Genomic DNA, 22,606 nt, shown 5'->3' with positions numbered 1-22,606 from the left:
GGCGCTGGCTATCGGCACCATCACGCCGACCGGCGGCTCCATCGCGTGGGACGTTGCCGCCGACACCGCTGTGACAGCCAACACCGCCTACAACTGGACTTATACCCCCACTGACGGGGACAACTACAACAATCTGACCGGCAGCATTAAGCCCTATGTGGTGTCCTCTTCCAGCGGCGGCTCTACTCCCACCTATCCTCCCACGGTGACCCAGCCCGAAAACGGCAGCGTGACCGTCAGCCCCAAGTCTCCCAAGAAGGGCGACACCGTCACCATCACGCCCAAGCCCGATGCCGGCTATACGGTGGAGCAGATCCTTGTCACAGACAAGAACGGCAATGCTGTGAAAGTCACCAACAACGGCGACGGCACCTACAGCTTCACCCAGCCCGCAGACAAGGTGAATGTCGAGGTCATCTTCATGGAAGACAACACCATGTTGAACTTCTTCGTGGATGTGCCCGCCAATGCTTACTACTACGACGCGGTGCTGTGGGCCGCCGAGAACGGCATCACCGGCGGCGTGGATGATACCCACTTTGCACCCAACGCCCCCTGCACCCGGGCCCAGATTGTCACCTTCCTGTGGCGCGCGGTGGGAAGTCCTGTGGTGAACTATGCCATGGACTTCTCCGATGTTCCCGCTGACGCCTACTATGCCGAGGCTGTCCGCTGGGCTGTCAGCCAGGGCATCACCAAAGGCACCGGCGACACCACCTTCGGTCCCAACGCCACCTGCACCCGCGCTCAGGCCATGACCTTCATCTACCGCAGTGAGCAGGCCCAGGGCGGCGGCATGCAGGGCGCATGGATGTTCCTGAATCCCTTCTCCGATGTGGACCTAGAGAACTACTACGGCGAGGCGGTCATGTGGGCGGTGGCCAATGGTGTCACCAGCGGCACCACTGACACCACCTTCAGCCCCAACGCGGATTGCACCCGCGCCCAGATCGTGACCTTCCTGTATCGCTTCTTTGTGAAGTAAGCAGCATCTGAAACCGAATGGCGCACTTCTATACAGGGTAAACCCTGTATGTGCGCTCTGCGAGGCGAACAGCCCGGACACTCGAATGTCCGGGCTGTTTTGCGTCACTGCGTTCCGTACAAGGGGCTGCACCCCTTGCGATGCCTGCGGCATCTATCCCAGCGCACTTTGCAGCAGGAACAATCTGCTGACGCAGACAGTCCCCGCCGCAAAGTCTGAAAATCCCATACCGTCAGTCAGACCGTCTACTGAAATTGTAGGCGGTCTTTTTATATCACTACATCTAAATCAAGGAGGACTAATCATGCCGAAACAAAAGACCATCCCCGAGCTGAAAGCCGAGATCGCTGACAATGAGCGCCAGCTTACCCAGCTCCGGCACAAACAGCAGCAGCTTGAAAATCGCCGCAGCTACTACGAGAAAGGCGACCGCCGGAAACGGGCACACAAGCTCATTACCCGTGGAGCCGCTGTGGAGAGCGTGGCTCCGCTTGTTAAGGTTTTGAGCGAGACCGAGTTCTATTCCTTTGCGGAAAAAGCCTTCGCCTTGCCGGAGGTCAAGGGCTTGCTTATGGCGGCCGTCAACGAACACAACCGGGCTGAATACGAAGGGAGGTCCTGACCATTGCGTTATTCCATTTTCATGTAACCCAGATCAAGCGCAGCGCCGGACAGTCTGCCGTGGCTACTGCCGCCTATCGCTCCGGCGAAAAGCTGCACAGCGAGTATTACGGCGAGGACAGTGACTACACCCGCAAGGGCGGCGTGATCTGTTCGGAAATCCTGCTGCCATCTCACGCTCCGCCTTCTCTCTCTGACCGGGAAACACTCTGGAACGCCGTGGAGAAAGTTGAGCGAGGAAAGAAAGCGCAGCTTGCATACAGTTTCGATATTGCCTTGCAGAATGAGTTTTCCATGCGGGAAAACATCGAACTTGCAAGGCAATTTTTGCTCCAAAACTTTGTGAGCCGGGGTATGATAGTGGACTTTGCCGTTCATTCCCCCGACAAAGAGAATGGTGGAATCCAAAACCCGCATTTTCATGTCATGTGTCCCATCCGCCCTGTCGAGCCGGACGGAAAATGGGACAACAAGCAACGCCGGGAATATGTGCTGGATGAGGACGGCAACCGCATCCGGGACGAGACTGGCAACTATGTGTTCAATGCTGTCCCTATCACCGACTGGGGCAGCCCGGAAACGCTGGAAGCGTGGCGACAGGCATGGGCTGAACTTTGCAACGCCAAGTTTGCCGAGAAAGGTTTGGATTGCCGCATCGACCACCGCAGCTTTGAGCGTCAGGGCGTGGAGCAGATACCCACCCAGCATGAGGGGCCAACCGTCCGGGCCATGGAAGCCAAGGGCATCCGCACCGACAAGGGCGATCTCAACCGCTGGATCAGGAAAACCAACGCCATGCTCCGGGAGGCGAAACAGAAAATTGCCGCCCTGATCGACTGGCTCAAAGAAGTGAAAGCTGAGCTGTCCAAGCCCCAGCCGCCTACGCTGGTGGAGCTTCTGTCCGCCTACTATGACAACCGCAACAAGGGTGCATACAGCAGCAAAGCCAGGATCGCTAATCTGAAAAAGCTGTCTGAGGCGGTCAGCTATCTGGAAGCCAAAGGCCTCTACACAGCTGACGATCTGGACGCAGCTCTGCATACCATGCAAGGCAAAATCGACACGCTGAAAAAGACCGCTTCCGGGAAACAGGCCCGCATCAAAGAACTGGACGAGCTGCTTCGCATGGCGGATTACTACAAGGCCGGAAAACCCGTTGCCGACAAGCTGAAAACCATCCGCTTTGAGAAATCCCGCCAGAAGTACAAGGTTGAGCATGATGATACGCTTCGCCTATTCTACATGGCTGAGCGCAAGCTGAAAGGACAAGTGGTGGACGGCAAGCTTCCCGTTGCTGCATGGCGTGCGGAAAAGGCCCGTCTGGAAACGGAGTACAAGGATTTACAGCAGGAGCTTACGCCCCTGTATGCCGACACGAAAAAGCTCTGGGGTATCCATTACAGCATCTATGAGGTACAGCATGCGCAGGAACGCCAGACCGCCGTTACACGGCAGAAAAAGCAGGAAATTGAACACTAATTCTTACACAAAATCCGGAGGTACTTATGGAACAGAAATCGCAATTTGAACACCAACTCGACCCGGAGGGATATTATTTCTCCAATCCAGACCCCTATGCCAAACCGGAACCTCTGTCTCTCGAGAAAGCCGAGCACAGATTTTTTTGGGGTGAGGACGGCCACATCCATGTGAAGAATCTCTCCGCATTCTGGATTCCCGAACTGACCGTTACCGAGGTCATCCACGGAACCACCTACGTTGTGACAGGCAGCTATGAGGGAACAGAAAACTTTGTCCGCAAGCTGGAACGCATCACATCCAGAAAGTTTGCGGAAAAGATGGAGGATTCAGAATGACAAATTCACAGACTCTTGGTACAATAGAAGCAACCAATCCTGTACTGACAGTTGCTCCACCAAAGGAGGATACAGAAATGTACGGAGCAACAGATAAAATGACCGCCCTTTATTGCCGACTGTCTCAGGAGGATGACCGGGCTGGCGAATCCCTGTCCATTGAGAACCAGAAAGCCATGCTTTTGCAGTACGCCAGGGAGCATCACTTCCCTAATCCCACGTTTTTTGTGGATGACGGTGTAAGCGGTGTGACCTACGACCGCCCCGGTTTTCAGGCCATGCTGGCCGAAATCGAGGCGGGACGGGTGGCTGTGGCGATCACCAAGGACCTCTCACGGCTGGGCCGCAACTCCGCACTGACCGGGCTCTACACCAACTTCACCTTTCCGCAGAATGGTGTCCGCTTCATCGCCATCAACGACAACTACGACACCATTGACCCCAACCGGGTGGACAACGATTTTGCGGGCATCAAGAACTGGTTCAACGAGTTCTATGCCAGGGACACCAGCCGCAAGATCAGAGCCGTCCAGAAAGCCAAAGGTGAGCGTGGCGTACCTTTGACCACCAATGTGCCCTATGGCTATGTGAAAGACCCGGAGAATCCCCGCCGCTGGGTGGTTGACCCGGTAGCCGCCGATGTGGTGAAGCGTATTTTCTCTATGTGCATGGAGGGGCGGGGTCCCAAGCAGATCGCCAACCAACTGAAAACGGACAAGGTGCTGACTCCCACCGCATATAAAGCACTGCAAGGAATAAAATGCCCAAATAAGAAGCCGGAAAATCCGTATGGATGGAAGGACAGCAGTGTGGTCAACATTCTGGAACGGCGGGAGTACACAGGCTGTACGGTGAACTTCAAGACCTATACCAACTCCATCTGGGACAAAAAGCAGCGGGAAACGCCCATCGAGAAACAGGCCCTCTTTCCAAACACCCATGAGCGTATCATTGAGGACGCCGTGTTTGAGAAGGTGCAGGAAATCCGGCAGCAGCGGCACCGCAAGACCCGCACAGGACGAAGCAGCATCTTTTCCGGGCTTGTCTATTGCGCCGACTGCGGTTCCAAAATGAACTATGGCTCATCCAACAACGGCGATCCGGCACAGGACTTCTTTGATTGTTCGCTGCACCGCAAGGACAAGGAGAAATGCAAGGGACACTTCATTCGGGTCAAGGTTTTGGAACGTGTGGTTCTGAAACACATTCAGGCTGTGACGGGCTATATTCTGCGGCATGAGGCACATTTCCGCACGGTAATGGAAGAACAGCTCCGGCTGGAAAGCAGTGAGCAGATCCGCATCCGCAAGAAACGGTTGGAACGGAACGAAAACCGCATCGCTGAGCTGAAACGGCTGTTCATCAGGATTTACGAGGACAACGCCAGCGGGCGGCTGAGCGATGACCGCTTCGATATGCTGAGCCTGACCTATGAAACGGAGCAGAAGCAGTTGGAGGCCGAGTGCATTACTCTACGGCAGGAAATTGAAGTACAGGAACGACAGAACGAAAACATTGAGAGGTTCATTCAGACGGCGCACAAGTATGTGGGTATCGACGAGCTGGACGGCTACGCCCTTCGGGAACTGGTGTCCGCCATCTATGTGGACGCACCGGACAAATCCAGCGGAAAGCGGGTGCAGCACATCCACATCAAGTATGACGGGCTGGGTTTCATCCCACTGAATGAGCTGATGAAAGAGGAAACGGCGTGACCGAAGTCACGCCGCACCCCTTGAAAACACAAGGTTTTCACCATTTTTTATTTTACTGTTTTACGACCACCCGGCTAACCAGCAGTCGGGTTTTTTTGTATTAATTTCAATGTGTTTTTTCGCTAAGCAAGCTATATACCGCTCCTAATTCCATTGGCCGATAGTAATAGTATCCTTGAATCATATCGCAGCCTGTGTCGCGAATGATGGTGTTTTGATCGGTTCTTTCTACACCTTCCATGCATACCTTCTTGCCAAATTGATGACATGCATAAACAATACTGCGGATAAAATGCATTTTCTGATCTGATTCGGTGATTTCCTGCAATAGAGAACGATCTAACTTGATAATGCTGGACGGGTATTGCAGCAGCATCCGCAGTGAAGAATAACCGCTGCCGAAATCATCTAGCGCAATCCGCATTCCCATTTTGCCGCAGGCCTCCACAAAATGTTCCAGCATTTCCGGCTGCTCATCCAAACAGCTTTCTGTCAACTCCGTCACCAGATGCGAACCATTCAACTGATATTTCTCCAAGGTTTGCTCCATAAAACTCAAAAGTTCTGTATCAGAAAGTTGGTGTAAGCTGACGTTAAAGGTTAGATAAAACTGGGGATTATACGTAATCATCTGCATACAATTTCGAGCCGCCTGCTCAAAGACCCAACGGCCGGCAATATGAATCATATTATCCTTTTCCAAAATCGGGATAAAGACTGCTGGCGAAACATCTTTTCCTTTGAATGTCCAACGCAGCAGAGTCTCTCCGCCAATGACACTGCCATCCTTTGCCGATACCACTGGCTGGACCACAACCCGAAAGTTCTTCATATCATTTAGAACATCCTGCTCAAGCGCCAGTGCCATATTTGACATTTGTTGAATGCGTTTGATGCTTTCTATGGAATATTCCATAAACGGCTGATCGGTCTCCTGCTTGGCAATTCGAATTAATGCAACCAGATTTTCTACCATATCTTCTGGTGTTAAATCTTCACAAGGATACTCCATCAGCGCAAAAGAACACACATTTCGGATTGCGATTCCCATGGACTCATAGCAATCCTCTATAATATCACGAATCTGCTCCACGGCAGCTTGATCCGTTTCCACACACAGCGGATTAACCACTGCCATGCAGCGCATGCCTTCCAAACGATGGAACGTCATTTTCCATGACAGTGTTTCTGTTAGCCGGTTGGCAATATTCTTTATCAGTCTGTCGGCATATGCGCGTCCTTTTGTACTGTTGATCTCTGTAATACTGTTCAGACTAAAGCTAATAATCTGTGTTTTTTGTCCTGTTTTGCGCAATTCATTAAGATGGCCAAACGCAGCTGTTTCGCGTGGAAAGTTGGTAATCGGATCAATTACAAAATCATCATCCTGATGCGAGACGCGCCCGGAAAAGAACAGAGGTGTGCGCTTATCTTCACTCCATTTCATGATCCCATAGCACTGAACCCATTTGATATTGCCATACATATCACGCACCTGATATCTCAGATCATGCAAGGTACGTTTTTCCCGAAGCATGGCGGAAACATCCTGCCAGAAGATATCCTGAAATTCCGGTGTACTAATCCGCTGCGACCATGCTCGAAACAAACCGGAAACAACATTGCTTTCAAAACCGAAATCATCCCGCATGTTGTCAGAGATATAAAACAAATCCTTCTGCATATCGCCAAAATAAAAATAGCTTGACGAATTTTGCTGCGCGATGGATTCAAATACCATCTCCATATCATAATAGGTATTTTCCAGAAATCTTCGAAACTGACTATTTTGCTGCTCCATCTTTTCCATATCTTTAGACACGCCATAGCTTTGATCTGCATCATGCGCTATGATCTGCCATGCATAATAATTTCTTTTGTTCTCATACATCATGCGATCTGCCTTCGCAATCAAATCATCAAATTGCAGCGGATGCTGATCCGACCACGCAGAACCAATCGCAATATGATATTCATCCTTGCGAATCAGCCGTCTTAATTGCCGCACCTTTTCATTGAATTCGTCTTTTTCACACTGCGGACACAATACGACAAACTCATCACCGCCGGTGCGATAAATCAAGTCGGTATCCAACGCTTCATGAATCAGCTCATAACAATGCCGAATCATTTGGTCACCTTTCACGTGACCAAACACATCATTTATCTTTTTCAGCCCGGTAATATCGCAATAGATCACGCCAGCCGGAGGCATGGATGACTGCTGATTAAACTCAATGAGCGCATTTCGATTGAAAGCACCGGTTAACGGGTCATGAAGCCCTATCTTTCGCAAATGCTCAATCAGCTCCCTCCCCTTCAAGAGAGAAAGAACAAAGTAGCCGATCACTTCCAACATCGGTTTGAGCACCGGCATCATACGCGGATCCGGCTCATCCACGCCGACAAATCCAATGATTTCACCATCCCGCTTGATTGGCCCTGCAGCAAACGACGAGATATCCAACGACTTAAAAAACGCATATGCAGCAGGATATTGCTTTCCTATCTGCTCCATATCATCGATGACGATTACTTTTTTCTCTTCCAGTATCGGAAACAGGCATTGGATACTCTCCACAGACTCATTCTGCAAAATATGCTTTTGCGGAACTACACCCTTTGCACACCATTCATAGGTATTACGCATTCTGTCCGAATGATTCCATTCGAAGATATAGGCTCGATCACACAATAGTTTCTCGCCCATATAAGCTAAGATATTGTTTAACGCTATATCAGGGCTTGTGGTCGCAAACACCCGCTGCAAGCAGCCATTGAGCATTTCAACGGCACGTGCGGGTAAGGAACTAATCTGTCCCGTTTTTTCCGAACCCATGTCAATTGCAATTTGTATCCGGTATTTCTTTCCATCTTGATAAAACACGCTGTCTTTTACTTGAAACTTCCGGTTCATTATGGGATTGGTATGGGTTCTTGTGTAAATTTTTCCTGGCTCAAGTTCTCCTTTGTTGCAAAAAGAACACTGCGAATCATTCCCTTGAAGAACATCATAGCATTTCTTCCCTACATATTCTTCATGGGACTGAACTCCCAATGCATTGCGCAAACTTGCATTCATATACACCAGTGTATCGGTTTCGAGATCAGAAACATATACCATTTCGCCCAGTTCTTCAAAGAACTCCCACGGAAAAGCCATGTGCAACCTTCTCTCTCTTTTACAGATTATTTTTTTATAACCTTGATAGCACCATTATCATATCACAAATTCGTAAATTTGTCGCCCTCTTACCTCATATTTGAGCAATTATTCCATTTCCGGCTGTGTTAATTCATAATATTCCGCATAAATTTGCTCAAATGCGTCTGCCGCTTGCAACCCTTTCTCCAGCACCGCATGATAGATGGAATCACAATGCTCCTCCAACATTTGCACTACTCTCGGACAGATTTTTCCTGCACGGCACATTTGCTTGAGAATATTCATCACCTCATGAAGCGGAAAAGCCTGTTTATAGCTTCTTTCCTCTGACAGCGCACTGACAATATCTCCTACCGCTACAATGCGCTGCGGCAATGTCAACTCCGCACCACTGAGGCCCCGCGGATAGCCTGAACCATCAAGCGTTTCATGATGCCGAATGGCAATCTGCAAAATTTCATCACTGACATATCCCTTCAGAATGTCCTCAGTGATCATGACATGGGATTTCATAATCTCCCACATACGACCGTCCAATTTGCCGGGAGATTCCAGGATCTCAATCGGAATAGCTATTTTCCCCAAATCATGCAACATCGCACCGATATGAATTTCGCTTTTAACCTTTTGCTCTAATCCAAAGCAATCCGCCAGCATATCACTTGCCCGAACCATCATAGAACAATGCAATGCTGTATAGTGGCTCCGAAAGTCCATCGAACAAACCAGTGTGCGCAGCAATGCTTCCTTTTCTACATTGGAAAGCACCTGATGCTTGATGCGTTCCAGCAAACGACTGTGTATTGCATCCATATCACGCATTATGGAAAACTCTGCACTCTCCAGCGGCAATCCTGCAGGGAATAATCTGCGTGATAGATTCCGGAAATAGGCGTTGACTTTATCCATATCTTTCCGCCCATTATTGACGAAAAACAAATCAGTCGCATCCACAATACGCAGGCACTTGACCACCCATTTTAACTTCTGCTCAATGCAGGCATTCTCAATTTCCGCATCGGTGGAATGATGGTAGCGAACAACCGGCGCATATTGCGAAAACGGGAAAAAGGTCTTGAGAAACAAAAAACCATAGATTGCATGCGAATAATCCTGATCGTTTTCCAGCTGTACCAAATTCCACGTATCCGTTTTACGGAAATTTCCGATATCATGAAACAGCACTGTCCAAACAAGCTGACCGATTTCTTCCTCTGAAAAGCGCCCATCCTGTTCCGCAAGCCGCATAACACCATAAGCGACTCTTTCACCATGTCCCACCAGCAAGTCATTGACGCGATTCAAAGAGCGAATGATTATTTCATATAAATCTTCATTGGGTAACTCTATCATGAGGCCATTTCCTTTGCGTTTTCAAGTATTCATGGAACAAATTTGAAATACGGCGGCAAGGCTGTTTTGGCTTCCTTGCCGCCGTTGTCACTGCAATCATGTTGCAATGTCTCTAACTCTTACTTCTGTTCTGTGGGCTGCTCTTCCACAGCATCCTGCTTAGCCGCCGGGGATGGATTCAACATCTGATCCCAAATTCGGTTAACCTCTTCCATGCAATTGAAATAAATGGTCGCAAGCTGCGCAGATGGAATGCCAAGCAATTCCGCATCTTCAGTGATTTTCTTCCAATCAGCTTTTTCATAGCTGATAACCAGCTCTAACAACAGGCCGCCCTGTCCTTCACGATGAAGCAAAGCGCTTTTCAGTTCATCCACCATCGGAATATCTGCAAGAATCTCTTCCATCGGTGCATCAATCAAATACTCCAATGTCGAGAACATACCCAGCAAATATGCCTCGGATCTCGTTAATACAGGCTTCTTCACATATTTTTGCAGTTCACTTGCAAAACTTGCACGCATAAAGGAAATCTTAATGAACTCCTCAGAATCGCTCAGATGCGCTTCATCCTGATCCCCGGCACTCAACAGATAAACCCAACGCTTAAGCTGACTCAAGCCAAGCGTCACAATAGCCTGCTGAATGGAAGTGGTCTGTGTTCTGCGCGCAAAATACGCAGAGTTCGCGATTTTCAACAAGCTGTACGACAATGTAACATCGGTCGATACAATCTGCTCAATCTCATGAATATCCGGCTCTTCTCTTGTGACTGCAACCACCAGACGAAAGAAATTACTGCGCAGATAGGTACTCTGGTGCACTTTGTTGGCCATCTGGTCGGCAACATATGTACCCTGCATGCCATAAACACCCAGACTGATTGCCGTATCACGCAGTTCCTGCGTATCTATACCGGTAGCAATAACTTTTTTGTGCATGCTGTGCGCTACCCGCATGATATTTTCTGCTGATGCCTGACTCATCTGGCTCAAATCAATTTTAATATACGCCAGATACTCCATCAATGCCAGATATCTCGGCATAAACTGAAAATCATTTGCCGCGATTTCATAGCCTTCTTTGACATACTGCTGCACCAAATGCATGGCAAACGGATGAATAATCACGCTATCGTCAATCTGAATCACAAGATCCTTGCTTTTGAACAGATGTGGCGTCCGTTTTGCCAGCAAAGAACTGGTAAACGTCATAAAGCTGCAGGAATCACGAAGTGCCTTTTCTGAATTCTGCATCAGAAAATTATAAATTGTTTCTGCCGCTGAAATATCGTTTCCATTTTCTCCGCCATATGCTTCGCTTCCGGAATATTTGATTTCATATCCAAGGATACGATTATCCGCATCCTTAATGGCCTGTCTTACGATGAATCTGCTTCTTTCCATGGTTGCCGCCCCCGTTTTCTCAATTCAAGTTACTGCCTCGACGCTCCAGCAGCCCATCCATAACATCTACCAAATGACCGATTTCCGGTTTGGACAACTGCTCATCTGCACCAAGCTGCTTTCCTTTAATTCGCATTTCCTCAGTGACAAGCGAAGAGAAGATTATAACCGGCACCTGTTTCAGCACATTATCCGACTTAATCAGTTTAGTAAGGCGGTGTCCATCCATGCTCGGCATTTCGATATCCGTAATTACCATCGCTGCTTTTTGCAGCAGGGTTTTCGGATCATCTGCCAACGGCTTAATATAGTCCCACAGTTCCTGTCCATTGGAAAACATTTTTAAATTCGTATATCCTGCCTTATTGAGCGCTTCCTGAATCATGCGAGAGAGCAAAATCGAATCTTCTGCAATCAAGATAGGACAATCCCTGCTCACACGGTTGCCCATTTTTTCGATCTCCCGTATCTGAATAGTGGTTTCCGGTGCAATCTCCGCCACAATCTTTTCAAAATCCAGAACAGTTACCAACTGATCATCACACTGCGCAATACCGGTCGCCACGCCCTCTTCTCCGCCGGAAATGGTCTTATCCGGCTTTTGAATCGCGGTCCACGAAATGCGGCTGATACCCACCACCGTATGCACGCGAAATGCAATGTACATTTTATTAAAATTGGTTACGATAAACAAATGCTTCGGATCCGGTTCAGACCGCTTTCCTGTCAGATAATACGGCAGATCCACCACGGTCAAAACAATATCACGAGGCTTGAAGATACCCTCTACCGCAGGATGGGCATGCGGCATCGGCTTAACAGGCGCACTCATCATGATCTCCCTTACCTTTGCCACATTGATACCATACAAGTTATCATCAATCGTGAATTGCATGATCTCGATCTCATTCGTACCGGATTCAAGCAATATTTTACCGCGTTCATTTGCCTGCATTTCTCTCACTCCTTCTCAGTCGCTATCAAAGAATACGCTCCGCCTTGCCATATATTTTAATACAGCCCTCTCCTGTTGCAACGTCAAACAACAAGGTGCGTGCGGTCGACCCGCCAACATCCTCCCGCAAGAGCCGAATACGCTCCTGCTGCAACACATGATGCACACTGTCGATGTTGCGCTGTCCGATATTACCCAGGCTGCCATTACCGGCAACATCAAACATCTTTGCGCCGCCCGCAATCTTTGCCACGATACGGGCGCGCCGTGCTCCCATCTGCTCCATTTTGCTCAACGTCAGGCGGATACCTGTGTCCGCATACTTCAGCGGAGAAGTTCGATTTGTCTCCATATTGATCGGCAGCATGATATGTACGAGCGCGCCTAAACGAATGAAAGGATCGTAAAGACAGATGCCGATGCACGACCCCAACGCATAGGTGATTAACACCCCTTCGTTTTTGGCCATCTTCATATCTGCAATGCCAATAGTCAGCTTATTCATTCACATATCCCCAATTTATTCAACAGATAGTTCAGGGACCGCACATCGGGTGCGAGCAGCAACCTGCACGGCACCTCTTTTCCTTCCACCAAAAAGCTTCCTCCAATCAGCATAATATAATCCGACTGGTTTCCATATGCCGCCATCGGCACTGTAATAATTGCCCCCTGCATGTCAATTGACAATTGCGGCACAGAAGGTGTAATGCGGACACCCGACAGGCCGGACAAAGCATTGATAAACGAAGAAATCAGAATATTACCAATCTCAATAACAGCGGAATTTTCAATTTCCGTCAATTCGCTGTAATCTTTGATTTGCTTACCCAAGGTTCGCCCAAGCAGCAAGTTGATTGCATCCAGCTGGAATAATGCCAGCATCAGACCGTTGATCTCACCGCGTAAATCCGAAATGATTCCCGCAGCAATCGTTTCAAATCCGCCCAGCTTTTCCACCGCAGCGTTAAATTCCAGAATTTGAACCTCCGGCAGCGGAATACGCACTTCAATTCCCAACATGCTCGACAGCGCTGTGGCCGCATTGCCTGTGCCGATGCTGCCAATTTCACGCAGCGCATCAATTTGTAGGGAATTCATCTCCTCATATTTTTTTAACACTAACTACCACACTTCCTTTAACCGTTTCGCAGGCCATTGATTGTAGACTCGATTTCGTCCTGCGTCTGAACCATCTTCAGCGCATAAGAGAACGAACGTTGTGCCTCAATCACTTTTGCAAATTCCGTACCGACATCCGAATTTGACGCTTCCAGCATACCGTGGATCGCTGTGCCCGTTCCCGGCATCACCGGACCATTCTTTGCCACCGGCGCAAAACGGTTGCTGCCCAGATGCTGCATATTATCCGTGTTGGCAAAATCAAATATACCCACCGGATAATCGCCTTCCGCATCCTGCCCCAAGGCAATGGGCTGCTGGTTTTGATCCAGTACGAAATATCCGTCGGGATCACAAAGGTAAAAGGTTTCCTGCCCACCTTGTACAACACTGCCCCAATGGAAATTACCTGCGCGAGTATAACTGATTTCCCCGGTTTGCGGATTGCGCAATGCAAAAAAACCGCTGCCGTTAATGGCATAATTCTGACCGCCCTGTCGATCCATCAATGCGCCCTCTGCAAAATCGGTCGTCGTTTGGATCATCCGGCTGCCCGAACCGCGAGGAAGCTGCGCGTTATCCGGCCCTGTCCAATTGCGATACAACAAATCAGAAAAATTAGCTTGTTCCGATTTGAAGCCAACCGTATTAACGTTGGCCAAATTGTTCGCCGTAACATTCAGCCTTTGCTGCTGCTGTGATGCTGCAACAGCCGCAGCATAGAAAGATTGGTTCATCTGGATTGACTCCTTTCCCCCATTATACGCGGCCCAACTCGGTCGCTACTTTAGACATGATCTGATCGTACATCTTGCTCAGCTGTGACGCGCTTTGCAGCGCACGCTGGCAAGTAATCATTTCCGTCATTTGCTGCACCAGATCGGTGTTTGCACGTTCGATCATCTCATGATGCACCACCGTGTCGGTTGCCAGCTGCGGCTGCCCGGTTGCGGTAAACATGCCATCACCCGTCTTCTGCAGATCTTGTGCCGGATTAGCAAAAGTAAAAACGCCAAGCTGGCCCAAAACCTGACCGGCCTCGGTAGAAATCGTGCCGTCAGACGTGGCATTGATCTTATCCGTTCCCAGATAAATCTGCTGTCCGTTGCGATCGAGCACTCTACCTTGTCCGGCCAAAGCCAAATACCCCTGATCATCCAGCATAAATGACCCATTACGGGTATATACCCGTCCTGCATCCGTCTGAATGGCAAAATAGCCATTCCCTTCCAGGCCAAAATCCAAGGGTAGTCCCGTGGATTGCAAAGCCCCCTGAGAATGGTCGGTGTATACCTCATCCAATGCGGTGATGTAGCTGGTTGTCGTGCCAAGCTCCTGCGGATTCTTTTGCTTGTTGCCAATCTGGCTGCGCATCACTTCATCAAAAGTCGTGTCTGCATACCGGTCAGCCTTATAGCCCACCGTCGCCGTATTACTCATATTATTGCCCACAACATCCAGATTTCTGGTCTGTGTCAGCATAGCGGAACTTAAATCATAGAACCCTTTAAACATATCCTCAATCTCCTCTGCTTTATGTACCGTATATATATTTTTGCATTGAGATTCGCAATTTGCGGATCGCATTGGAATGTATCTGTGATATACGCGGTTCGCTTACGCCGAGCACCTGCGCAATTTCCTTCATCTGAAAGGATTTCTGATAATACAGGGACAAGACCAGTTGTTCCTTTTCACGCAGCTCACTGATACTGCGCTTCAGTTCTGCATACAGCTCTTTTTTCTGATAATTCTCCTCAGGCTGTGCATCAACATCGGACTGCGGCAAATGCTTGGCCGGAACATCCGAGTCCCGTTCATCCAAAAGCATATCAAGCGACAACACGTTACATAGTGCAGTCTTGGCCAGTTCCTCCTGATAACGGGTCTCGCTCAGACCCATGTGCTCTGCAATCTCCTTATCGGTCGGCACACGCCCAAGTTGGGTAAATAATTCGCTGTTTGCCGTATCAATCTCACGCATACGCTTGCGAACCGAACGAGGAAGCCAATCCTGACGACGGGCTAAGTCAATAATCATGCCGCGCAACCGTTTGGAAACATAAGTTTCAAACTTAACGTTTTGACTTAAGTCAAATTTATCCAGCGCACCCATCAGCAGGATAATTCCCTCATTAATCATATCATCGACCTGCGCGAAGCTTAAATAAACCCCTCGCAGCTTTAATGCTACATTTTTTACAAGATAGGAATACCGCATCACGAGGATTTTTTTCAGTTCTGGATCTCCGCTTTGCTTATATTCTGTGAGAAGCGCCTCATTCGTCATATTCTCCCATCTCTCTTGTGATTCCAAGGCGTTTCCCCCCTCACTTTAATTCATATCGTTACGAAAGTGTGATGTTGCCCAGTGCCTGTATCTGTACGCTCGTAATCACCTCATTAAAGGACAGTACGGTAAGATCCGGATAAAATTGCTCAAGCAGTCTGCTCAAATAGATACGGATAATATGGCTAGTGAGCAAAATCGGCTTTTGCGACAGCTCTGAGAATTTTTTGATATGCTCGTTCAGCTGCGAAAGCAGTTTCTGCATCAAATCCGGTCCCAGCGCAAGATATACACCCTGATCGTTTTTGGTCAGGCTGGCAACAATCTTTTTCTCCACCTCCGCATCCAGCGTGATGACACTGAGACGTCCGTCCTCGCAGAAGCGGTGCGTAATGGTCCGCTTGAGCTGCGCACGCACACTTTCTGTAATCAGATCGACGTCGTGCGTAATTGCCAATGCGTCGACTGTGGTCTCTACAATCGTCCCCATATCCTTAATCGGGATGCCTTCCTTCAGCAGATTGCAAAGAATTTTCTCAAGCATGGCATAGGATACCACATTGGGGAAAGCTTCTTCCACCAGCTGCGGTGCCGAACGCTTGAGGTTTTCCACCAGCTGAATGGTTTCCGCACGATTGAGCAGTTCATAGGTGTGCTTTTTCACTGTTTCAGACAAGTGCGTCAGCATAACAGACAACGGATCAATAACCGTATATCCATAAATCTCGGCCATTTCCTTGTTTTCCGGCAAAATCCACCGGGAAGGAATGCCATACGCGGGTTCAATGGTTTCGATGCCATCAATTTCACCCGCCGGATTGGCAGGCTCCAACGCAAGGTAATAATCCAGCAAAATTTCACCGCGGGCCACTTCTTCGCCCTTAATCTTGATGACATATTGGTTGGTACCCAGCATCGAGGCATCACGCAGTCGGATGGAAGGCACCACAAAGCCCATATCCTGCGCATACTGCCGGCGAAAAATGACGATTCGGCTGATGAGTTTACCGCCGCGTGACTCATCCACCAACGGAATCAGGCTATAGCCAAATTCCATCTCTATCGGTTCGACGTTAATCAGTGAATAAATATTGTTAACGTCCTTGTAGTAGTCCATTTCGCTTTGCTGCGCTTCCGCCTGTTTTCGGGCGGCCTCCTGCGCAGCAGGCAATGCTTCCTTCTCTTTCTGCAGCGCCTCCATTTGATGCGCCACACGACGGCTGATGAGAATCAGCGCTGCGGCAATCAGAATCAACTGAATATGGGGCGTGCCGGGAAAAATTGCAAATACGGCCAGAATCAAACCGGCAATCATCAGAGACTGCGGCTGCGCAAGGAACTGCTTGATAACGTCGTTATTCAAGCTGCCCTCGGAAACCGCACGGGTAACAATCATACCGGTCGCCGTAGAAATCATCAGTGCCGGCAGCTGGGAAACCAGACCGTCACCAATCGTTGCAATCGAATAAACGCTCAGTACTTCGCTCAGGTCCATGCCGGACTGAACAATACCAATGATCGAACCTGCGATAAAATTTATCGACGTGATGATGATAGACATGATCGCGTCGCCCTTGACGATCTTGGTTGCACCGTCCATTGCGCCGTAAAAGTCTGCTTCGCGCTGCACCTTGTATCGTCTCAGCTTGGCTTCCTGCTCATTGATCAGGCCAGACGACAAATCCGCATCGATGGCCATCTGCTTGCCAGGCATAGAATCAAGCGTAAAGCGAGCTGCTACCTCAGCAACGCGTTCCGCACCCTTGGTGATAACGATGAACTGCATCAAAACGATAATCAAGAAGATGATGACACCGATGACCACATTGCCTTGAATAACAAATTCACCGAATACCTTGATAACCTGTCCTGCCTGACCGCCATTGGAAAGAATGAGACGGGTCGAAGATACGTTCAGTCCCAATCGGAACAATGTAGTAATCAACAGCAGCGATGGAAAAATCGAAAACTCCAGCGGCTCGTGAATATTCATGGTAATCAACAGAATAATCAGCGCCAGAGAGATATTGATGATAAAAAATACGTCCAACAGAAACGGCGGAAGAGGGATCAACAGGAACAGTACGATGACCACGACAAACACCGATATCACGTTGTCAAAAAGTCGTTTCATAACTCCACCATTTCTATACCAGTTTCAAAATTATTGCGGAAAACTCCGCTTATTGAGTTTGTAAACATAAACCAAAATTTCAGCAACCGGACCATATTGTTCGGCCGGAATTAACTGTCCAATCTCTACAGCTGCATATAATGCACGCGCCAGCGGTCTATTTTCCACCACGGACACGCCATTCTCCTCTGCCACTGCAACAATACGCAGCGCCACCTCGTCCTGCCCCTTGGCCACCACGACCGGCGCGGCATCCTGCCCCGGCTTATACCTGAGCGCGACCGCAAAGTGGGTCGGGTTACGGATGACAACATCCGCGCCCGGAACAGCCTGCATCATACGGGACTGCGCCATCTTGCGCTGTGCTTCTTTAATTTTGCCCTTGATCTTCGGATCGCCTTCGGTCTGTTTATATTCTTCCTTGATTTCCTGCTTGGACATTTTGAGCTGACGCTCAAATTCCCACCATTGATATAAATAATCGAAGAAAGAAAGGACCAAAAATGCGACGCCAACTTCTAAAATCAGCTTAAAGCCCAAGTCGCGCATCGAGGTCAACGCAACGCCGATATCGCTGCTCATATAGCGCGAAAAAATCAGAAGCGATCCGCTGACAAACCTATAGATCAAAATCAAAAGGATCGTGATCTTCAGCACACCCTTGAGCGATTCAATGATGCTTTTTAATGAAAACAGCCGTTTAATTCCCTGCAAAGGATTCAGTCGGCTGAATTTTGGCTTCATGGATTCAAAAGAAACCAGCAGCCTGGTTTGTGCAAAGGTCGCAACCACAGCCGCCAGAACCGTCGCCAGCAACGGAATAGCAACCGACTGCGCCAACGCCATAATCGATTTGGTGCTCAGTTCAGTCCCAATGGCGCTCGCGCCGCCGGTCGGTACGCTGCCAACCAAGCCGATACAATAGCGGACAATTCCCGTCATTGCATCCACCATCAACGAGAGTCCAAACCGCAGCGCAGCATAGCTTGCAAACAGTGTTGCCACCGCCACGACATCCTGACTCATCATGACGTTACCTTTTTTTCGTTCGTCACGTCGCTTTTTTGGTGTGGCTTTTTCTGTTTTTTCGTCCGCTCCGCCCGGCATGCTTGGTTCCCCCCTTTGGGCCTATCTAACCTCCCGCAACCACTTTCACAGCCTGCTCAATAGCGACCAGCATCTGTTTTTCCAACCCAAGGACAAATTCGCCCATAAGCGGCAAAAGCAAAATCACCATAGCCAAACCTAATATAATTTTCAGCTCAAAATTGATTGCGAAAACATTAATTTGAGGAATCACTTTCATCAAAATACCCATTCCCAGCTGGCCAATCAGTTCAGCCGCAAGAATCGGTAAACACAACTTCATTGCCAGAACGGCACAGGATGCAAACATTTCCAGCACATAAGTGGATGCCGACGTGCCAAACGACACAGCCCCATAAGGAATTACCTGTCCGGAGTTCAGCAGAATACGCAACAGGGTAATATGTCCCCCCGCCACAAAAAACAGCAATGCCATCATGATATTGAGCAGCGTACCCGTCATAGAGACATTGGTTCCCATCGAGGGATCATATGTCTCCGACATATTCATGCCCATCTGCGCATCAATCATCTGTCCAGCCTGTAGAACAACATAAAAAAAGAAGTGGACCAATACGGCAACCAAATACCCCAAAGCAAGTTCGAGCAATGACCGGACGGCAAACTCAACCACCGTTGTCGGCACAGTCGGTAATGGTAAATCCGTTAAGGAATATACCGCCACGGCAAGCATTAAACTTGCCCCTGCCTTCACCAACCCCGGAACACCGGATCGACCTCCCAGCAACGGGTTAAAAACCATAAACCCAGTCATGCGCATGAGAATAAAAAGGAACAGCGTCAGTTGTGCATCATCAATCATCGTGCTCGCTGTCCCCTTCCTTCTAAGCAATCATTTGGGTGAATATCATCCTTGTAAAATCCTGCATCGTATTCAGCATCCAACTGCCTGCAAGGAGGAGAAACGCGATGATTAACAAAAGCTTCGGAATAAAAGACAGCGTTTGTTCGTGAATCTGCGTTGCCGCCTGAAAAATTGCCACCAGAACACCAACTGCCATACTGGCAATCAGCATTGGTCCGCCAATTTTGAGCGCAACCCATATCCCCTCCCGTAGAATATCGATAATCTGGTTCTGATCCAACGCTCAACCTCCTCCCACGTACTATCGGAAGCCCTGCGCCAGCGTAGAGAACAAAAGCTGCCAGCCATCCACCGTGATAAACAGCAACAGTTTAAACGGCATGGATATCATTGCCGGCGGCAACATAATCATACCCATACTCATCAGAGTCGAAGAAACCACAATATCAATCAGCATGAACGGAATATATAGGAAAAAGCCGATCTGAAATGCCGCTTTCAGTTCGCTGGTCATATACGACGGAATAATGACGCGCATGGAAAGCTCCATGGCCTCCTCATCTGTCGCTGGCTCGTCCACACCGGCTAAATCACAGAACAAGGTCAGCGACGAACTCTCTGTATTCCGCAGCATGAACTCCTTCAGAGGAACCGATGCTCGGTCAATTGCTTCCTCCTGCGTGATTTCCTGCCTTGTGTACGGCTCATATGCCGTCTGCTGGATCTGCGTCAGTACTGGATTCATGATAAACAGCGTCAGAAACAATGCAATGCCGATCAGTACCATATTGGGTGGGTTCTGCGATGTTCCCATGGCCGTCCGCAAAAAAGAAAGCGAAATGATGATTCTCGTAAACGAAGTCATCATGATCAGCATGGACGGCAACAGTGCAATGACAGTAGTCAGGAAAAGTATTTCCAGTGTTTGTACACTGTCGCCGTTTACATTGATCAGGCTATCCGGCATGAAACACTCTCCTTCCTACTTCCTGTCATTTTTTTTGCGCAGCACATCCGAAATAATATCAGAAAACTTCGGCACGGCAGCTTCGCTGCTCACCTGTTTTGTCTGTCTCCAGATACGCGATTCTTCCTCAGACAATTCGGTGAGCAACGTAATTTGATCATCTGAAACACCAAGCACAAGCCAACGCAGCCCGACACGTGCCACGACCACCGCTTTGTTTTGTCCCAACGGAAGTCGATCGTAGAGGCGCATGTGACCGCCCGATGTCATGGTCCCGCCAAGATTGCCCATGGAGATGCGGCGTGTAAACCAATACGCCAGATATAAAATCACCGCAACGCACAGGCACATGCCAATTAAGGAAAGCCAGTTCATCCTTTTACGGCTGTCCTACGATAGAGCTCACCGTCTTGATGATGCGGTCCGGCTTAAACGGCTTTACAATAAAATCCTTTGCACCAGATTTAATGGCTTCGATAACCATTGCTTCCTGACCCATTGCGGAGCACATCACAACCGACGCATTGGGATCCGCCTTGCGAATCGCCTTCAATGCCTCCAGGCCGTCCATATTAGGCATCGTGATATCCATAATAACCAGATCCGGCTGAATTTCCGCATACTTATTGACTGCTTCCGCGCCGTCGCTGGCTTCGTATGTATCCGTATAGCCATTTTCATTAAGCGTGTTTTTTACCATCATTCGCATGAATGCTGCATCATCTACTAACAAAATCTTTGCCATGGTTCATCCCATCCTTTTCGTTTTTCAAAATAATATATGAATTATTATTGCTTATTAAAGGTCTTCTAACGCAAGAGGCTCGATAATTTCGGCAATGCGCAATCCAAAGTTATCATCCACAACGACGATATCCCCCTTGGCAATACACTTACCATTGACGTACAGATCCGCTCTGTCACCAGCCAACCGGTCCAGCACTACCAGCGAACCCTTGGTATAATTCAAGATATCCTTCACACGCCGACGTGTCCGACCGATTTCAACCGCAACATCAACCGGAACAGACATCAGCAGATCCAGATTGCCCTCTTGCTCTTCGTTCAAGCTGGTTGCGTGTTCTTCGAATTTCGGCATAGCCGGCTTGGTTGTTTTAATGGTTTTCGGCTCCGGAGCCGCCTGCTGCTGCGGCGGCATATAATAAGGCGGATACGGCATCTGCATTCCATACGGCGGATATGGCATTGCAGCATATTGCTGCTGCATCTCCGGGGATATCTGCGGCATCGCCTGCGGAACGCCTTGCTGCGCTTGCGCCACAGGCTGCTGTACCGGTGTCTGCTGCGCAGGGGCTGCAGCCACAGGTTGCTGTGGTGCCGGGGTTGCAGCAACCTGCGGCTGTGCAGGCTGCTCTGCCGATGCAGCAGGCTGAGGTGATGCATTTTGCTGCGCTGCCTGCTCTTCCGCAAAGTTCTGTGCCATCAGCTTTTCAATCTCTTCCTGACTCAGAGAAGCACCGCTACCACCGGACGACTCCGGTTCGGCTGCTGCGGCAGGCTGTGCAGCGGGCTCGGGTTCCGGCTCAGCCCCCATGCCAACGTCCTCGTCTTCGATACCAAAGCCTTTTAACAGCTCTCGTACCAAATCCATACTGAGTGCACTCATGAATTCGCTTTCCACCGCATCTTCAATGCTGAACTTAAAGCGAACGACAACCAGAATGCCATTTGACGGGAAATACTTTTCAACAAATTCCTCTAGGCTGCCGATTTCAAACGCCTGCGGTGTTGAAATGTTGACCATTCTGTTCAGAAAATCAGACATTGCGGTAGACGCAGCACCCATCATCTGATTCATGACTTCGCAAATTGCGCTCATGTTCAGCTCATTGATTTCAAAGTCCTCGTCCTTTGTCGTGCTGCCCATGAGGATATCAACGATTGCCCGCACATCACTCCGCTTAAGCAACATAATATTACTGCCGCTGAGTCCTGCTACATAATCAATTTTTACACCAATAGCCGGCTGCAAATCACCGAGCGTAAAATCCTTTGCAGATACTACGCTCACCGTTGGCGTCGTGATATCAACACGACGTGCGAGCATATTGGAAACCGCAGTCGCAGAGGAGCCTAGACTGATATTAAAGATTTCCCCAATCGCATCAATCGCCATTGGGCTAAATACATTCGATCCCATTC

Annotated in this window: 22 protein-coding genes; 5 read left to right on the top strand and 17 right to left on the bottom strand. The window is 49.0% G+C overall.

Going from position 1 to position 22,606, the window contains the following annotated elements:
• The 5 genes from ACTQ34_RS11900 to ACTQ34_RS11880 form a co-directional block, all read left to right on the top strand.
• Positions 1-985 (top strand): S-layer homology domain-containing protein (locus tag ACTQ34_RS11900; protein ID WP_441364013.1); only part of this gene is annotated, 985 nt, incomplete at its 5' end.
• 304 nt (positions 986-1,289) lie between these two features.
• Complete coding sequence (locus tag ACTQ34_RS11895; RefSeq protein WP_441364012.1) at positions 1,290-1,607, top strand: DUF3847 domain-containing protein; 318 nt, start codon at positions 1,290-1,292, stop codon at positions 1,605-1,607.
• Between the two features lie 2 nt (positions 1,608-1,609).
• Positions 1,610-3,085, top strand: a complete 1,476-nt coding sequence (gene mobQ / locus ACTQ34_RS11890; protein WP_441364016.1) for a MobQ family relaxase — start codon at positions 1,610-1,612, stop codon at positions 3,083-3,085.
• 26 nt (positions 3,086-3,111) lie between these two features.
• The gene (locus ACTQ34_RS11885; protein WP_441364011.1) at positions 3,112-3,423 is read left to right on the top strand and encodes a hypothetical protein; all 312 of its coding nucleotides are present in this window, start codon (positions 3,112-3,114) and stop codon (positions 3,421-3,423) included.
• Positions 3,424-3,500: 77 nt separating this feature from the next.
• Entirely contained in the window at positions 3,501-5,138 is a 1,638-nt protein-coding gene (locus ACTQ34_RS11880; protein ID WP_441364010.1) for a recombinase family protein, read from the top strand.
• Between the two features lie 106 nt (positions 5,139-5,244).
• Here ACTQ34_RS11880 and ACTQ34_RS11875 read toward each other — a convergent pair whose 3' ends face one another.
• The 17 genes from ACTQ34_RS11875 to fliY all read right to left on the bottom strand — a co-directional run bounded on the left by ACTQ34_RS11875 (position 5,245) and on the right by fliY (position 22,604).
• On the bottom strand, positions 5,245-8,301 hold the full coding sequence (locus tag ACTQ34_RS11875; RefSeq protein WP_441364009.1) for a bifunctional diguanylate cyclase/phosphodiesterase: 3,057 nt from the start codon (positions 8,299-8,301) through the stop codon (positions 5,245-5,247).
• Between the two features lie 108 nt (positions 8,302-8,409).
• Positions 8,410-9,657: an HD domain-containing phosphohydrolase gene (locus ACTQ34_RS11870; RefSeq protein WP_441364008.1), complete on the bottom strand. Its 1,248-nt coding sequence runs from the start codon at positions 9,655-9,657 to the stop codon at positions 8,410-8,412.
• Between the two features lie 119 nt (positions 9,658-9,776).
• Positions 9,777-11,063, bottom strand: coding sequence for an EAL and HDOD domain-containing protein (locus ACTQ34_RS11865; protein ID WP_441364007.1), 1,287 nt, complete (start codon positions 11,061-11,063; stop codon positions 9,777-9,779).
• Between the two features lie 19 nt (positions 11,064-11,082).
• Positions 11,083-12,018 (bottom strand): chemotaxis protein, encoded by a 936-nt coding sequence (locus tag ACTQ34_RS11860; protein WP_441364006.1) that lies wholly within the window; start codon positions 12,016-12,018, stop codon positions 11,083-11,085.
• A gap of 25 nt (positions 12,019-12,043) precedes the next feature.
• Positions 12,044-12,523 (bottom strand): chemotaxis protein CheD, encoded by a 480-nt coding sequence (locus ACTQ34_RS11855; protein ID WP_441364005.1) that lies wholly within the window; start codon positions 12,521-12,523, stop codon positions 12,044-12,046.
• Entirely contained in the window at positions 12,520-13,140 is a 621-nt protein-coding gene (locus tag ACTQ34_RS11850) for a chemotaxis protein CheC (protein ID WP_441364004.1), read from the bottom strand. The genes ACTQ34_RS11855 and ACTQ34_RS11850 overlap by 4 nt, the downstream gene beginning before the upstream one ends.
• Positions 13,141-13,157: 17 nt before the next feature.
• Positions 13,158-13,877 carry a flagellar hook-basal body protein gene (locus tag ACTQ34_RS11845; protein ID WP_441364003.1) on the bottom strand — a complete coding sequence of 240 codons (720 nt, stop codon included), beginning with the start codon at positions 13,875-13,877 and terminating at the stop codon, positions 13,158-13,160.
• A 22-nt stretch (positions 13,878-13,899) separates the two neighbouring features.
• The gene (locus ACTQ34_RS11840; protein WP_441364002.1) at positions 13,900-14,655 is read right to left on the bottom strand and encodes a flagellar hook-basal body protein; all 756 of its coding nucleotides are present in this window, start codon (positions 14,653-14,655) and stop codon (positions 13,900-13,902) included.
• A 19-nt stretch (positions 14,656-14,674) separates the two neighbouring features.
• Entirely contained in the window at positions 14,675-15,430 is a 756-nt protein-coding gene (locus tag ACTQ34_RS11835) for a sigma-70 family RNA polymerase sigma factor (protein WP_441364015.1), read from the bottom strand.
• Positions 15,431-15,488: 58 nt separating this feature from the next.
• On the bottom strand, positions 15,489-17,564 hold the full coding sequence (gene flhA, locus ACTQ34_RS11830) for a flagellar biosynthesis protein FlhA (protein WP_441364001.1): 2,076 nt from the start codon (positions 17,562-17,564) through the stop codon (positions 15,489-15,491).
• A 30-nt stretch (positions 17,565-17,594) separates the two neighbouring features.
• Complete coding sequence (flhB, locus tag ACTQ34_RS11825; protein ID WP_441364000.1) at positions 17,595-18,671, bottom strand: flagellar biosynthesis protein FlhB; 1,077 nt, start codon at positions 18,669-18,671, stop codon at positions 17,595-17,597.
• Between the two features lie 25 nt (positions 18,672-18,696).
• Positions 18,697-19,473, bottom strand: coding sequence for a flagellar biosynthetic protein FliR (locus ACTQ34_RS11820; protein WP_373163131.1), 777 nt, complete (start codon positions 19,471-19,473; stop codon positions 18,697-18,699).
• Positions 19,474-19,495: 22 nt separating this feature from the next.
• Positions 19,496-19,756 carry a flagellar biosynthesis protein FliQ gene (fliQ, locus tag ACTQ34_RS11815; protein WP_297282503.1) on the bottom strand — a complete coding sequence of 87 codons (261 nt, stop codon included), beginning with the start codon at positions 19,754-19,756 and terminating at the stop codon, positions 19,496-19,498.
• A 21-nt stretch (positions 19,757-19,777) separates the two neighbouring features.
• Positions 19,778-20,443: a flagellar type III secretion system pore protein FliP gene (gene fliP, locus ACTQ34_RS11810; RefSeq protein WP_441363999.1), complete on the bottom strand. Its 666-nt coding sequence runs from the start codon at positions 20,441-20,443 to the stop codon at positions 19,778-19,780.
• A 15-nt stretch (positions 20,444-20,458) separates the two neighbouring features.
• The gene (gene fliO, locus ACTQ34_RS11805) at positions 20,459-20,818 is read right to left on the bottom strand and encodes a flagellar biosynthetic protein FliO (protein WP_441363998.1); all 360 of its coding nucleotides are present in this window, start codon (positions 20,816-20,818) and stop codon (positions 20,459-20,461) included.
• Between the two features lie 4 nt (positions 20,819-20,822).
• Positions 20,823-21,188 (bottom strand): response regulator, encoded by a 366-nt coding sequence (locus tag ACTQ34_RS11800; protein ID WP_297275120.1) that lies wholly within the window; start codon positions 21,186-21,188, stop codon positions 20,823-20,825.
• 54 nt (positions 21,189-21,242) lie between these two features.
• Positions 21,243-22,604: a flagellar motor switch phosphatase FliY gene (gene fliY, locus ACTQ34_RS11795; protein WP_441363997.1), complete on the bottom strand. Its 1,362-nt coding sequence runs from the start codon at positions 22,602-22,604 to the stop codon at positions 21,243-21,245.
• Positions 22,605-22,606 lie beyond the last annotated feature (2 nt).

The sequence above is a fragment of the Agathobaculum sp. LCP25S3_E8 genome, assembly GCF_052117165.1.
Classification (GTDB): domain Bacteria; phylum Bacillota; class Clostridia; order Oscillospirales; family Butyricicoccaceae; genus Agathobaculum.
The sequence above is the reverse complement of the archived record's forward strand: the minus strand, read 5'-3'. Positions and strand labels throughout refer to the sequence as shown.